Below are 14,779 nucleotides of genomic sequence, written 5' to 3' on the forward strand. Positions count from 1 at the left end.
CTGTTACGGCAATGTAAATAATAGAGTCTGTCCCTAAAGGTCCCACAAAGGTCCCAATGTAAATAATGGAGTCTGTCCCCAAAGGTCCCTCAAGCCGGAGACGATTTGACCCTGCAACGAATAGAAGATCGCCACTATAACCAGCGAGCCGAGGACTCCGGCCGCGGCGAAGGGTCCCCACCTGTCGTCGTAATGCTGACCGACGAACAGACGTAATCCCACTGCCAGGGTGTACATGTTGTCACCCTTGAGCAGGGTACTCGCGATCATGTATTCGGAATAAGTGGCGATGAATTGAATAATGAAGACGACAACGAGAATGGGCTTGGCCAGTGGCAGCACAATACTGAGAAACGTTCTGAAGGGTGTGGCTCCGTCGACAAAGGCCGCCTCTTCCAGAGAGCGTGGAATACTGTCGAAATATCCCTTCATGAGCCACGTGTTGAAGCCTATCGCTCCTCCCAGATAGACGAAAATTAGCCCTGCGTGAGTGTTGAGACCGATTAGCGGAAAGTTCTTGCTGAACCACGCCATAATCAGGAAGATCGCCGTCATCCCAAGTGTTTGTGGAAACATTTGAACCAGGAGAATCATCAACAATCCAGCTCTCCTTCCGCGAAAGCTGAACCGGGAAAAGGCGTACGCCCCCAGCGCGCACAGAAATACGCTTATAGACGAGGTCACGAAACAGATTTTCAAGGTGTTCCACATCCACATCGTGAATACCCTGTTGGCGCCGAAGAGAAGACTTGTGTAATTGTCGAGGGTCGGTTTGGCCGGGAATATACCCGTCGAGTTGATCGAATTGGCCGGATTGAAAGAGGTGCCTATTATGAAAAGCGCCGGAAAGACTGCAAACACGATAGCAACCCAGATCGCCCCGTGTCGCATTATCCTGCCGATAACATATCTAGCGTTCCTTTTATATCTCATTGGCAACATCCTCGAGCACTCTGGTTCTTCTAAAGCTAATGATCGATATAGTAACCACGATCGCGAAGATCACCACAGATACCGCGGCCGAGAGCGCCATTTCGCTTCCCTCTCTTCCTGAGAAGGCCAGTTTGTAGGCATAAGAGATAAGGATATCGGTCGCGCCAGCGACATCTCCGATTCCCATAACCGGATGGCCTTCGGTGAGCAGCCAGATCACCGTGAAATTGTTGAAAGTCGTCGCGAATGAACCTATAAGAAGCGGAGCCAGCGTCACGATCACCAGTGGAAAGGTCACCTTCCTGAACTTCTGCCAGCTCCCAGCACCATCGATCTTCGCCGCTTCAAGAAGATGTGGTGAAATCGCCTGTAAAGCTCCTAACGAAACCAGCATCATGTAAGGAAATGTGAGCCAGATGTTGGTAAGCAACACCGAGAATCTCGCCCAGAAGACCGAGTCCAGCCAGGGTATGGATATTCCAGCAAGATTTTTGAGCATCCTGTTGAAAAAGCCGAACTCGCTGCTATAAAAACCGTACCGCCAGACCAGCAGAGAGATGAAAGATGGCATCGCGTACGGAACGATCAGAAGGGATCTGTAGAGTTTTCTAAACCTTAGTTTGCTGTCGTTCAGCATCATGGCCAGAAACAGGCCGATGACAAAGCTGATAAGAACCGTCAAAAGCGACCATTCGATGGTCCAGATGAAGACCCCGAAGAAGGGCTTCCTGTATTTTTCGGTGTTTATTATTCTCAGATAGTTTTGAAGACCCACAAATTCCGTCCAGCCTGGATCCAGAGCTTCTCCGTCGCTCGAGATGAATCGTGCCTTTTCGGATCTGTAAGTCTTCCCGGTTTTTAGATCGGTCAGTGTGTCGGTAGCCTCGTCGTAAGCGTACTGATGTTCGTACTGTCTGAACTCGCGCAGGGTACTTAGCCTCAGCCAACCGTTGCCGTATGGGATTCTTAATTTCTGCAACAGAGATACGTTTGTGGCGATCTTTGGCCCCTCCATAATATTCCACTGACCAATCCTGTCGGGCGTTCCGTCCAGATCGTTATCAACTATATCGAATTCGCCGGGATCACGAATCTCTCCATTCATATCCACAAGAAGTTCTTCATCAGATTTCAGCAAGAGAAGCATAATGTCCGAATCGTTCCCGTATGCCTTGAAACTGTATTTTTCGGCATCGGGCCGCAGGTATTCACGGTTGAGAAAGAGATTTATCGCGTCATCTTTCCCTATGACGTGGCCAGTAGAGTAGTTGGTGAAGGAGAGATACACGTTGTAAAGGATCGGAAGAACGACCATAGCCGTCAAGAAAAAGAGTCCAGGCAGGAGGTATCTCAAAGGGTAGCTCTTCTTTGTAAAGACAACTGCATTTACTACCACCAGCAACACGACTCCAGTTAGCGAAAGGTACAGATCGCCCGAGATCACGAAAGATGTGCACGCAAAAATGGCGAGCGCGTTGAACAGTGACATCATCGTTATTTTGATAAGAAATCCCAGAAAACGTCTCTCCACTACTTCCTCCATAAACTGTATCCCCCGGAATATTCATCTCAGATCTCTCTTCTATTGATCACACTTTCTGCATCCACTGCCGGGGGATACAGATCTACTTGCATTCGTCAGTTGGAAAAGGTATCTTCGAGCACTTTTGTAGCCTGCCTCAGAGCTTCATGGGGAGAAAGCGTCTGGTTGCAAATCAAAGTCATTGCATCCGTCCAGACAGACCAGACCGTGTTCATCTCCGGGACGTTTGGAATCGGCATGCCGAAAGAGATCGATTCTGCGAAGGCATTCATGACGGGATCGTCCCTGGTCGCTTCAAAAGCCGGTATGAACGCCGACGGTCTCGGGTCCATTTCAAATATCTTCAACATCGACTCTTTGGTTGCATACTGGTTCTCGATGAAGTCCTGTATAATTGCCTTGTTGGGGGAGTACGCGTTGACCATGATGCCTGACACGCCTACGAAAGGCCGCGGCCGTTGCCCGCAAATTGTCGGTATGGGCGCAACTCCAACGTTTACTCCTCCGCTTTCTGCGATGGGGATACTCCAGGGTCCCGTGATTACCATTCCCGCCTTTCCTTCGGAGAGAAGTCCCGTCATAGTCTCCCAGGGTATCTCTCCAGGCATGAGACCCTCCTCGATCAACCAGTCTATAAGAGTCGCTCCCAGAATCATGCCAACGGAGTCAAGACCGATATCGTCCATCAATAGTGTTCCCTCCGGACTCTGCCCAAATATATATCCTCCAAGGGCCGAAAGCACCGCGAAGCTGTTATAAGGGAAGGGGAGTTCGACGATAAATCCGTACTGCCCGATAGCGGGGTTGGTAATCTCTCTAGTGATAGCAATCAATTCATCCCAGGTCTGAGGAGGCTCAGGAACGAGATCTTTGTTGTACAGCAGGGCGACCCCCTCTCTGCTGTAAGGGACACCGTAAAGCTTTCCTTCGAAGGACATGGCATCGATAGTCACGGGGTCGAACTGCAAGAGAAGATCTTCAGGAAGGTCGATAGCGGCGATGGTACCGTTGCGGACGAGTCTTCCTATCCAATCGTGAGCCCCGACGATCAGATCGGGGCCCTCGCCCGCGGGAGAGGCCGTGACAACCTGTTCGGTAATCGCATCCATGGTCATTTCGTAGACCGTCACGACTATTCCGGTCATTTCAGTGTAGTCCTCGGCGAGTTCCTTGAAGATCGGAGTTCTTGTGTCATCTGCCCAGATTATCAGCTGTCCATCGACAGTGGCAGTTATCACCGAACCCAGAAATAACATCGAAACCGTTAGAACGATCAGAACCTTTCTTTTCATATTCTCCTCCTTTCTATAGCCTGGAACTTCTCCAGGCTCATGCGGATTCACGTTCCACCATTTCAGGCTTCAAGCAGACACTCTCGACTTCCTTTGCAGGTCTCTTGAGCCGCTCGAGCATCATATCTACGGCTTTCTCTCCCATCTGCTCTATCGGTTGCCTTACTGTGGTGATGCCCCAATCTCTGGCGACCGATTGATCGTCGTAACCGACCAGCTTCACATCCCGACCCACACGAAGACCTCTGAGTTGGGCCTCCCGCATAACTCCAAATGCGTAAAGATCGCTCATGGCGAAGATGTTGAAGGGGGGTCTGTCGTTGTCGAAGATGTCGCGCGCTGCAAGAGCTCCAGCGCTCCAGCTGAAATCGTAGGCGTGAAGGTTTTTTTGCGCAAGCTCTTTCCCGCTTTCGAGGAGCGCTTTTTGAAAGCCTTTCAATCTTGAGTTGAAGACGGGCCAGAAGGCCGAATCTATAGATTCTTGCATCATTATAACGTGTATGCTCCCTTCTAGCTGCGAGAACTTCCTTCCTGCAAGGTATCCTCCGAGCTCGTTGTCGATATATATAGAGTCGTACAGCGGTGAGTAGCTGTCAACAAGGACCGTTGGACCTTCGAATGGTTTACGGAAAGATGCAAAGAGATGCTCGATATCGAACGAGCAAAGAAATATTCCGGCCGCGTCTGAACTCGGGACGTCATGCAACATGACTTTCGAGACCCAGTCCCTTTTGAGAACCGGGAACAGCATCATGGAGTACAACTGCGCTCTGAGCTTCCCTTCCATGCTCTTAATGAGTCTTTCATAGAACTCCGTACCGATCATTGGGATCACTATGCCAACTGTGGAGGATCTTCCACCGGCCGTTCTCCGCGCGTTCTGGTTTGGGCGGTAACCGAGCTTCTCTATCACTTCAAGGACTCTCTTTCTAGTTTCCCTATTAACATTCTGGCTTCCGTTGATTACCCTTGATACTGTTCCTCGCGATACTCCGCTGAGTCTGGCAACATCTTCTATCGTTATTGGCTTCATAATCCTACTCCTCTGCCAAAAAAGACACGTTTTGAATAATGTGAGGGCTCACAATACTATATCATAATTAGCAAACAGGAGTCAAATCTTGCTATTGAGTAAGAGCAATCTCGGTTAATGGCATGTACACACATTCATAGGAATCTATCTTGTCACTAATTACTAACAGCAATTAACAACAGTCTGGATTGCAGCGCTGAAATGTGAGCGCTCCCAGTACAAAAAACAATATTCCTCAGAGCAATCTTAAGCTTGAGCGCGGAGTCGTCTTAGAAGAAGCAAAACTAGAAGATAAATTGAAATCCTTTATGAGCTCATTGCGGAGTCACGGGCTCACAATCTTCTCGTCATGAGAGTGTATGATTCAGTATCCTGCCAGCTCCGGAAAATGGAGAACCGTTGACGTCGGACCTGTTCTGATTGAATGAAGAAGCATATTACGAGAATGTAAATAATGGAGTCTGTCCCTGAAGGTCCTCAATTGTGCTCGAAGAATAAGAAATGGGATGTCGTCTGTCAAAGAGGTTAAAGAACCAGAAGAATGGAGTAACAGCGGAAGGTACAATCCGTTCTATGTGATAAAACATTTGAAGCAAATTGCGCACTCGATTTCTCGAAAACTCGTTCGAGGTACGTATGAACCAGAAGCTCCTTTTCTCAAACATATCCCCAAAAGCAATGGAACTTTTAGGGTAGTAATGAGCTATCAGCTTCCTGATGCAGCTGTTTCAACTTTGATTTACCGAAAACTAATTAGAAAGAATAGGCAGAGATTTAGTTCATACTCTTATGCATACAGAAATGACAGAAATGCGCACTTTGCAATTCAAGATTTATATTCCTACTTATCGAATGAAAGACGCGTCTTCGTTGCTGAATATGACTTTAGCTCCTTTTTTGATTCGATTCTTCACGACTATCTTTTTGTGCAGCTGGATGATGGCGCCTTTAATGTAAGCGAGGTCGAGAAACACGTTATCGATGCCTTCATTAGTAATCGTTCTGGAAAGGGCATTCCACAAGGAACATCGATTTCCCTTTTCCTAGCGAATGTTTCATGTTGGAGTCTTGATAGACAACTGGAAGAAATAGGTGTCAGATTTGCACGATATGCTGATGACCTTATAGTATGGTCAAAAGATTTCACAAAAGTCTGCAATGCTGTGAACGTTCTTTATGATTTCTCAAAGGATTCCGGTGTACAAATAAACGCTAATAAGTCACCAGGAATAAGTATTATATGCAACAGTGTAGCAAATGAAGTTGTAGGGAAAAAGAAAACGGTGAGCTTTCTAGGACACAATATTTCAAGTAATAGCATATCGTTTAGTTATAATGTCGTAGACAAGATAAAAAGGCAAATTAGCTATTTGATCTATTCCAATCTGATTCAGCCCTTGAAAGCTGTGAAGGTCTCAACAGTTTTAGGTGAATATGACAAGGCTTTTATCAGCTCAGTACTTCAAGTTCGTAGGTACCTGTATGGTGATGCAACAGAATTGGCTTTACGTAGATATCAGCTCGGACATTCCGGTCGACTCAGGTTCAGAGGTTTAATGAGTTATTTTCCGCTAGTAGATAACATAGAGCAATTGAAAGAACTTGATAGATGGATGGCGAATGCTTTCGTAAATGCATTGCACAAGAGAGAGAAGAATTTCGAGGACGAAGGTATACTTGTCTCAAAAGTATTCCCATATCCAGTCGATTTTCAGACATTCATCCGCAAGTGTGAAATCAAGTCTGTGGCTGGAAGGAAGGGATTCGCAAAGATTCCAAGTTTTCTTCGAATTAGAAATGCATATAAGAAAGGAATAGAAAACCAGGGCATAGAAAGCGTTGCAAACCCTAAGACTGTCTACTATAACTATGAGCTATGAAGTATAGATTTAGGTGTGCTTGCCAGAACTGAAAAGGAATGCCTAAAGGTTTCCTTCAAGCAGATCAGAGAAATCCGTATTCCTTGAGTCTCTAGTTCTTCATTGTTCGTTCTCCATATTAGGCGGAATAAAATGATATGGTTCGCAACTGCATTAACTACCAAATTCTCGATTGAAACTTTGTGTTCCTTTCACTGCCTTCGTCTACGCTTGCAGGAAAGTGGAGCTTCAAGCTCCTTTTCAATAACGATAGCAATCTCCCGCGCAAACAACTACTTTCCAGAAAAGTGTTTGCAGTATTCTTCTCAAAACCATCCTCATCTCATCTGACATACCAAGAAACTCTCTCCAGCCTGCCGGATTCCAGTTAATAAACAGAAATGTAAGCAAAAATGGGGACTGACAAGTCTTCTAATGTCTGTACCCATTTTTGCATCACGTCAAGCTTCACTTCAAATTATAGCAAAGCTCCCATTGGTGATTCTCTCTGTATCCTCACCTATTCATCCTTTCTCTGACAGTTTAGCCCCAGCTTCGTCGTTTTTGTCGGAGAACCGCGAACAGCAAACGAGTTCTAGTTGAATAAAGAACAACATTACACGAATGTAAATAATGGAGTCTGTCCCTGAAGGACTTCGAATGTAAATAATGGAGTCCCTGAAAGTCTGCTTGAAAGTCTGCTTCATTACCTCCCCTGGGATACCAACAAAGACAATCGATACTCCATTCATACGAAAAAAATCGACTCGCTTAGTCGAGCAGATTCCCCAGAAGAAAAAAGAAAGAAAACCAACAACAGAATTCTACCATTTGAAATTGCTGAACTTACAACTGCCCTAAGCATCACAGTAATGTCAAAAATGGAGGCAATCCCGAAGGTCCATACGGGATCTTCTCGCAGAACCGAGGACGGAAAACTGATCCAATTTAAAGAGAACTACGTTACCGGACTGTAAATAATGGAGTCTGTCCCGAAAAGACGTCTTCCGGCTTCGTCTTTCCTCCGGTCTTCTTACCCGTCACTATTACTGCGTCGGCAAGCCCGCGCTCATATGCGTCTTCGGCAGATTCTTCAATCGGCCTTCTCGAAAGCGAATACCCATGCTTGATATGAACGTCGGCAAAGATCTTCACGTCTCGCGCTTCGATCATCTTTCTGAACCTAAGGGCATCTGCTGCGATACTCTCCATCATTCCCGCGTCCACGATGTACGTTTCTGTGTAGTACGGCACCCTGATAAACTTCCCCCCGACGGCCTTTGCGATCGCAAGAGCTGAAATCGCATCGGATTGAAGAACACAAAGTCCTATCGGTACTGAGACACTCTTGACGATCTCGGAAGCAACGTAAGTCATGGATGCGACGGTCTCAGGACCTACCCTCTTCTTGAACATCATGTCCCGGAAATTCTCCACAATTAACCCGTCCACGCCATTCTCACTCATAGCTTTTGCTTCCTCAATGGCAGCTCTGGTGATCTCTTTCATCGACATACCTTCATATCTTGGCGCTCCCGGCAGCGGCTGCAGATGAACTACACCGATTATCGGGAGCTTCTTTCCAAACATCTCTTCAAACATCTTCATCATCTCACTTCCTGTCTATAGAGTTCTTGGGATATAACGTACCTGTCCGGCCTGAAATGGCCCTCCATGTATTCAATTGGAACGTTGTTTGAGATAAAGGTGAGTCTCACAATTTTGAGGAGTGGGGCGTTCTCCTTAACCCTCAGGAAACCGGCAATTCTCTTGTCGGCGGCTTCGGCACTGACAGTTTCTGAAGCCTTCTCTATTCTTAAACCCAGGGATTCGATCTGCCCGTAAATCGAAGTTGCGTTGAAGTCGATCTCTTCGATTGGAAGAGCTCTCGAAACTGGGAAAAAAGACGTGGTCAGCGCCATTTCAAGGTCGTCTACGAGCCTAAGTCTCTCTACCTTGATAACGTCGTGACCACAGTCAATTGAAAGGAGATTGCTAATCGTGTCGCTAATCTGAATCCTTTCGACACTCAAGAGTTTTGCAGAGGGTTTATGTCCCGTAGCAATAATATCTTCTGAAAAGCTGTTGAGAACATTCAGCTGAGTGGCCAGTCTTTCGCTGCTCACGTAAGTGCCCTTGCCAACCATTCTCACGAGAACTCCGTCGTTTACAAGTTGATCTATCGCATGTCTTACGGTCATGCGGCTTACCTTGAACAGATCAACCAACTCTCGTTCGGATGGTATCCTGTCGCCGGGAACGAGAAATCCGTTTTCGATCTGCTTAATCATGTAGCTTCTGATCTCAAGATAGATAGGTATCATACCGACACCTCGCATTCGCGTATAGATATCTATATGTCTATACCACCTGAATTCTACACTTCTCGTATGAACCAAAGCTTTTACTGGAATTAAGTTTTCATGGGACATATAGACAATCATTCTCAATACATTCTTGTGAGTGGACTTCGGAAGCATACCACCGTATTTTGAAGATTCATTGTTTGTTGACAGGTGAAAAGTGCAGGAAGGATCTCTCTTCCTTCCTGCCGTTGGAGTGTGTGAGTGGAACAGTTGCATATTCTGAGTTGCAGGTTGAAAGAAATGAAAGTTGTCCGTCAACGGTTCTCAGTTCTCCGAGTTCGAACAACAGGAGAGCTATTGATACCAAAACGAGAAGGTCCTTGATTGGCTCTTTGCTAGGTAATCTCGTATCTGACCATGATACGAGACACGAGAGGGATCTCTATCCCTCAGCGTGCAGCGAATAGCGTGTTCTTGCTAGCGGATCTTAGTAGCCTGCAGCGAACACCGAATTGCTGGTACTCAGAGGCACTGTCATTCTCATTACTTGGAACTTGGAACAGACAACATGGAACTGTTTTTCACAGCGATCAGCGAGTTTTTGCTCCTAAGCGTACAGCGGTTCTTTGGAATGAAGAACTATCTCCTAGCAAAAAAAGAGGCAAAGGTTAACTGAATGTAAAAAATGGAGTTACGAAGGAAGGGATTAAGAACGACCTACTCCTGGAACATTGAAATGGTGGCATTGCATTCGTACTTGACGCCCTTGACAATTATGTCGTATGGCAGATAGAACTCTTTGAAGGTTTCGTCTGGAGTGATGAGAACCTGTCTTGTCTGGCCTGGAAGAACTTCTATCTCAGGCTCACCTTCGATTACTACATGTGAGCTTTCTCCTGTTGACGATCTTATCTCTTCATAGAATATGGCAGTTATTGACTCTTCGAGGTTGTTAGTTATCGAAACGGTGATAACCCTTCCAGCTTCAATAGAAATATCTACTCCAGGTACGTGTCGGTCCATTTTCATTACATACACATCGGGAAGTTGAGGTCTCTCTGTAACAACATGGCTGGTGAATAGAAGTACCGCGCCAACAGCTACCGCCAGAGCCACTCCACCTATAACATACCAGATGTTCATACAATCACCTCCGATCAGACAATACTATCGCACGAGCATGAACTTTCTGCTATCAGAATCGCGGAAACCGCATACAAAGTTGTTGCGGATTCTATACTAACTGATCGAAACCGGTCCATTGCTGTTGACACATCCAAGACACTCATTCTGACAGAAGCGCCGTTCTATACTAAAAACGTTTCCCGGCGATCTCTATCATACCCAATTCTAGAGGAAGTATTCATAATGCTTCTAACTTAAGTCCATAGTCTGTAATCAACAATTAGAATGGGAAAGAAGTTTCCATCATGTCTTTAGAACAAAACAAGGTTTCTCCACATATAATACAAATAAACAAATACATGAATACCCTGATGTGGAATAACATACCTTCTAGCAGCTGAAAACCTAGTTCTCATTTGGTAGAATTTCAATGTTATTGGTGACGGTTACTTCTGCACTGGACATTATCTATAAACGCAGACTATTAAATGATGATCAGAATAATCTATCGACAGAAATGAGTACTGATTTGAAATTTGCAGCTTCTAATCAAAAGGAGTAGTTTAAGAAGCTCTAGTTGCTAGTCTTTTGATGTTTGTATGTACAACGTTCTTCTGATGAGTGGGCTATATGGATTAAAAAGTACACATTCATTATTGGAATAAGGAAATAGAACACCTGATTACATGAATGAGGGAGTGGCATTTTGTGAAAGATAATCTTGAAGATCTCCCGACTGAAAGTGTGAATAGACTTACAGAGACAATAGACATCGTAACCACTGAAGAGAAGCTGAGAATTATTAACTATGAAGATAAGAAGATTGCTCATCTGATTGAAGAAGAAATCCCCACTATTTCTCGGGTGATTGAATTCACAGTGAGCAGTCTCAGAAGAGGAGGCCGGGTAATCTACGTGGGAGCCGGAACAAGTGGAAGAATCGGCGTAATCGATGCATCAGAAGTCCATCCAACTTTCGGCGAGAAAGACGCCTTCGTTGCGCAAATTGCAGGTGGAAGGGAAGCTTTCACTTCTTCTGTCGAAGGTGCGGAAGACAGCAGGGAGAAAGGGTGTAGTGATATTCTTTCTTTGGAAATTAGCGACAAAGACACAGTAATCGGAATTACAGCTAGTGGGCGAACACCTTATGTAATTGCTGCACTTGAATGTGCTTCAAAGATCGGAGCTAAAACTGTTTGTATATCTAACGTTAAGATGGCAGCCGCCAGAAAAGTGGTAAACGTAAGCATAGAAGTTGAAACTGGACCTGAGGTTATTGTTGGCTCCACGAGAATGAAAGCTGGGACCGCTCAGAAGATGGTTGTTAACATGATCAGCACAGTGACCATGATTGAAATGGGTAAGGTCTTCAAGAATCTTATGGTTGATCTTGTAGCTTCAAACGAAAAGCTTGTGAACCGTTCAATCAGAATAGTTGAGTTGGCAACCGGCGTATTTCATGAAGAAGCAAGAAAGGTATACGAGCTTTCAGGGCGGGACACTAAGGTAGCAATATTGATGATTCTTGATGGCATTGGCAAAGAGGAAGCCAAGAACAAGCTTCAAAGGAACAATGGAATTCTATCTCGAATACTTGAGAGTAATGGGTTTAGTCAGTAGTAATGACTATGATCAGATCTTCTCATTCAGATGTCTGACTAGAGCGAAAATCTGATCTGACTTACGTGCAGCAAAGTATTAGCAACCGTCCGCTGTTGCTTCTCATCAAAATAGGGAATTGACTGAACATCTTCAAATCTTAATTTGGCATAACAATATAATCTATCTTTAGAACAGGATATGCAGTACCTAACTTGTCTCACAACTCTTCTTCAACTAAATGTGCAATGGTCTTTGTTTTGGAAAGCGAAAGTGGAGAAAGCGAAGTATTTTGCTCTCGAGAATTTTCATAGGAATCAATGAATTCATAAAGACTGTATACCTAGAAGATATACCAATTATTGAAAAAGCAGGACGTAAAGACATCCGTTCAGTAAAAGGCTTGTTCGACTCCATCAAAATGCTTCAATAAAACAAATAAAAAATAACAACACAGCCAATTATGAAGATTCTCTCCAGAATTGACCCAATATCACTCTTTTAAACATCTTCTTCTCAAGTTATCCCGAAGAGTTAAACAGCTATAATCAACCTGAATCAGTCTTGGACGATCGAGATCGCCACAAGCTGGATTTGGAGATAATCTCCAAATAGACCTATAATAGTCTCTGCAACAGATCAAGGTAAGCTTTATTTCGGAGGTGTTATCTGTGAATGACTTGCGTATTGGCGTCATTGGTACTGGATTTATGGGAAAAATGCATGCGAATATATTCAGACGACTTCCAAATTGTAAACTCGTAGGAGTAACGGACAAAAACCTTAGTGCAGCTTCAGATGTTGCTAAGAAACTTGGAATCAAGGTGTTTAACAACTACAATGAAATGCTAAGTTCTGAAGAGATCGACGCCGTAAGCATCTGCGTGTCAGATGCAGAACATCTGGTTCCTGCAGTAGCAGCTGCAAAGGCAAAGAAACACATACTTTTGGAAAAACCAATTGCTACTGTCGAGGATGAGGCCGAACTCATTGTCGAAGAAGCTTCCAAAAACAATGTGAAACTTGCTGTAGGGCACCTTCTACGTTTTGATTCAAGATATCGTATGCTTAAAAATACTATTGATTCGGGAGAACTCGGACAATTAACCTCCATTTACACTAGAAGGAATAGTCCAATTTCTGACGGACCGGCTAGATATGGAAGACAAGGAAATCTTACACTTCACGTCGCTGTACACGATATCGACTTGGTACTGTGGATGATGAACAAGAAGCCAATCAGAGTTTACGCTGAAAGTGTTTCTATAGCGAACAAATCACTTGGGATAGAAGATGCAATATTTGCTTCGGTAAAATTCGAGGATGGTTCCATAGGATGCTTGCAGTACAACTGGGCTTTGCCGAAGAATTTCCCTACACACATAGATGCAAAGATGCATGTAATTGGAACAAAAGGGTACGGATCTGTTGACTGTGCTGATCAAGGAGTGTGGATTTGCTCTGATTCTGAGGGCCTTGTCTTCCCAGATCTAACTCATTGGCCAGAGTTTGACGGGCAAATTGCAGGAAATCTGCGCGAAGAGCTTTCCGGGTTTGTAAACTCAATTGTCTATGGTGAAGACTTTGGCATCACCCCATCAGAAGCAGTTGATTCTGTTAAGTTAGCTTTGGCGATAATAAAATCCATACAAAATGAAACCGTTATTACTCTGTAGATTCGGAGTAAATATCGGCCAAAAAACTGACGAAAGGAGAGGAAAAATGAAAAAGACTGTTGTAAGATTAGTAGTTGCATTGGTTCTTCTGTTAGTTCTTACTAGCACCGCTCAAGCAGCTAAGAAATACGAAGGCATCACAATTAAATGCATGATGGAACCTCATCCAACAACTACAGCTCTTATTCGTTTGGCTCATGAATTTGAAGAGGAGACAGGGGCAAAAGTAATTTTGGAAGAGGTACCGTACGAATACCTTCCAAACAAAGCTTTGCTGAATTTTGTTGCACAAAGCAGCGAGTACGATATCATTCACAATGATTGGTTATTCGCTGGGTATGGTTATGCAACTGCAGGATACATTGAGCCGCTAGACAAATATGTTGCTGATGCGTCTCTGAACAAGTATGTAGATCTCTCGGACTTTTCTCCGGTGCTTGTAGATAGCATGATTGTTAACGGTGAGCTGTTCGGTCTACCCCTTTATTCTGATAGTACATTCTTGATGTACAGAAAGGACCTTTTCGAAGAATATGGAGTGGCAGTACCAACAACGATGGAAGAAATCACCAAGGCGGCAGAAGCACTGACCCTTGATACAGACAATGATGGAAAGATTGACTTGTATGGAATAACTCTCAGAGCAAAACGAGGAATTCACATGACGTGGACATGGAGTGGGTTTTTAGTAGCTTTTGGTGGAGAGTATTTCGACGAAAATATGCAGCCAGTCATAAACAGCCCTGAAGCAGTTGCGGGAACTGAATTTTACGTTAATCTTGTGAGAAAGTTCTGTCCTCCAGGTGCTCCGAACTATGGTTGGGAAGAGAACAGGATTTCTTTCGAACAGGGTAATGCAGCTTTCACAATCGATGCCAGTGTAAACGCGGGGTATGCTGAGGATCCCGAAAAATCGAAAATCGCTGGAAAAGTCGGTTATGCGGTCATTCCCGCTGAAGAAAAGTACGGAATAAACCTTTCATTACATTCGCTTTTTGTCTCAAAATTCTCAAAGAATAAAGAAGCTGCTTTTGAGTTCATCGCATGGGCAACGAGCAAGCAGACACAACTTAAATCTCTCGAAATCGAACCGATACCCACGGTTACTTCGAAAGCAGCTTGGTCCAGCGAAATTTACAAAGAAAAATACAACATATTTATGGACGCACATTTTGAATCTGTTGCTAATGGAAACCTTCAATATGTACCCAAACTTCCCGAGACTTCAGAGATTACTGATACTATTACTGCGTTTATAGCTGAAGCAATTGCAGGAAAAATTACCGTCAAACAGGCTCTAGATGAAGCCAATGAAGCTGTTTATAAAATAATGAAAGAAGCAGGTTATTACAATAACTAGTGGCTGTTACTGCGGGCTCACTCTCATGAGCCCGCACTTTCTCATCTTAGATT

The 14,779-nt window shown here is 44.5% G+C and carries 11 protein-coding genes; 4 read left to right on the forward strand and 7 right to left on the reverse strand.

All coding sequences use genetic code 11. The annotated features are described in order from the left end of the window. Positions 1-33 precede the first annotated feature (33 nt). From V513_RS02295 to V513_RS02310, 4 genes are all read right to left on the reverse strand, one after another. The gene (locus V513_RS02295) at positions 34-933 is read right to left on the reverse strand and encodes a sugar ABC transporter permease (protein WP_180274800.1); all 900 of its coding nucleotides are present in this window, start codon (positions 931-933) and stop codon (positions 34-36) included. Continuing rightward, positions 923-2,476 carry an ABC transporter permease subunit gene (locus V513_RS02300; protein WP_099771528.1) on the reverse strand — a complete coding sequence of 518 codons (1,554 nt, stop codon included), beginning with the start codon at positions 2,474-2,476 and terminating at the stop codon, positions 923-925. Before V513_RS02300 ends, V513_RS02295 begins: the two co-directional genes overlap by 11 nt. A gap of 95 nt (positions 2,477-2,571) precedes the next feature. Beyond that, a complete protein-coding gene (locus tag V513_RS02305; protein ID WP_099771529.1) occupies positions 2,572-3,768 on the reverse strand; it encodes a sugar ABC transporter substrate-binding protein in 1,197 nt (398 codons plus the stop codon). Positions 3,769-3,805: 37 nt separating this feature from the next. Beyond that, positions 3,806-4,801, reverse strand: coding sequence for a LacI family DNA-binding transcriptional regulator (locus tag V513_RS02310; RefSeq protein WP_099771530.1), 996 nt, complete (start codon positions 4,799-4,801; stop codon positions 3,806-3,808). A gap of 506 nt (positions 4,802-5,307) precedes the next feature. Between V513_RS02310 and V513_RS02315 the strand changes: the two genes are divergently transcribed. Continuing rightward, on the forward strand, positions 5,308-6,681 hold the full coding sequence (locus V513_RS02315; RefSeq protein ID WP_099771531.1) for a reverse transcriptase domain-containing protein: 1,374 nt from the start codon (positions 5,308-5,310) through the stop codon (positions 6,679-6,681). Between the two features lie 942 nt (positions 6,682-7,623). Here V513_RS02315 and V513_RS02325 read toward each other — a convergent pair. The 3 genes from V513_RS02325 to V513_RS02335 all read right to left on the reverse strand — a co-directional run bounded on the left by V513_RS02325 (position 7,624) and on the right by V513_RS02335 (position 10,109). Further along, positions 7,624-8,271: a BtpA/SgcQ family protein gene (locus tag V513_RS02325; RefSeq protein WP_257211893.1), complete on the reverse strand. Its 648-nt coding sequence runs from the start codon at positions 8,269-8,271 to the stop codon at positions 7,624-7,626. Further along, complete coding sequence (locus V513_RS02330) at positions 8,268-8,984, reverse strand: GntR family transcriptional regulator (protein WP_099771633.1); 717 nt, start codon at positions 8,982-8,984, stop codon at positions 8,268-8,270. The genes V513_RS02325 and V513_RS02330 overlap by 4 nt, the downstream gene beginning before the upstream one ends. Positions 8,985-9,683: 699 nt before the next feature. Continuing rightward, on the reverse strand, positions 9,684-10,109 hold the full coding sequence (locus V513_RS02335; RefSeq protein WP_099771533.1) for a hypothetical protein: 426 nt from the start codon (positions 10,107-10,109) through the stop codon (positions 9,684-9,686). Positions 10,110-10,799: 690 nt separating this feature from the next. Between V513_RS02335 and murQ the strand changes: the two genes are divergently transcribed. The 3 genes from murQ (at position 10,800) to V513_RS02350 (ending at position 14,726) form a co-directional block, all read left to right on the forward strand. Continuing rightward, positions 10,800-11,711 carry an N-acetylmuramic acid 6-phosphate etherase gene (gene murQ, locus V513_RS02340; RefSeq protein WP_257211894.1) on the forward strand — a complete coding sequence of 304 codons (912 nt, stop codon included), beginning with the start codon at positions 10,800-10,802 and terminating at the stop codon, positions 11,709-11,711. 650 nt (positions 11,712-12,361) lie between these two features. Beyond that, positions 12,362-13,366, forward strand: a complete 1,005-nt coding sequence (locus V513_RS02345; protein WP_099771535.1) for a Gfo/Idh/MocA family protein — start codon at positions 12,362-12,364, stop codon at positions 13,364-13,366. Between the two features lie 46 nt (positions 13,367-13,412). Next, positions 13,413-14,726: an ABC transporter substrate-binding protein gene (locus V513_RS02350; RefSeq protein ID WP_180274802.1), complete on the forward strand. Its 1,314-nt coding sequence runs from the start codon at positions 13,413-13,415 to the stop codon at positions 14,724-14,726. Positions 14,727-14,779 lie beyond the last annotated feature (53 nt).

Source organism: Mesotoga sp. H07.pep.5.3, assembly GCF_002752615.1.
Lineage (GTDB): Bacteria > Thermotogota > Thermotogae > Petrotogales > Kosmotogaceae > Mesotoga > Mesotoga prima.

What these genes read in the sequence shown, in the direction of transcription:
- V513_RS02325 (WP_257211893.1), bottom strand. Translation starts at nt 8,271, where the DNA reads ATGATGAAGATGTTTGAAGAGATGTTTGGAAAGAAGCTCCCGATAATC.
- V513_RS02295 (WP_180274800.1), bottom strand. Translation starts at nt 933, where the DNA reads ATGAGATATAAAAGGAACGCTAGATATGTTATCGGCAGGATAATGCGA.
- V513_RS02300 (WP_099771528.1), bottom strand. Translation starts at nt 2,476, where the DNA reads ATGGAGGAAGTAGTGGAGAGACGTTTTCTGGGATTTCTTATCAAAATA.
- V513_RS02315 (WP_099771531.1), top strand. Translation starts at nt 5,308, where the DNA reads ATGTCGTCTGTCAAAGAGGTTAAAGAACCAGAAGAATGGAGTAACAGC.
- V513_RS02330 (WP_099771633.1), bottom strand. Translation starts at nt 8,984, where the DNA reads ATGATACCTATCTATCTTGAGATCAGAAGCTACATGATTAAGCAGATC.
- V513_RS02335 (WP_099771533.1), bottom strand. Translation starts at nt 10,109, where the DNA reads ATGAACATCTGGTATGTTATAGGTGGAGTGGCTCTGGCGGTAGCTGTT.
- V513_RS02350 (WP_180274802.1), top strand. Translation starts at nt 13,413, where the DNA reads ATGAAAAAGACTGTTGTAAGATTAGTAGTTGCATTGGTTCTTCTGTTA.
- V513_RS02310 (WP_099771530.1), bottom strand. Translation starts at nt 4,801, where the DNA reads ATGAAGCCAATAACGATAGAAGATGTTGCCAGACTCAGCGGAGTATCG.
- V513_RS02305 (WP_099771529.1), bottom strand. Translation starts at nt 3,768, where the DNA reads ATGAAAAGAAAGGTTCTGATCGTTCTAACGGTTTCGATGTTATTTCTG.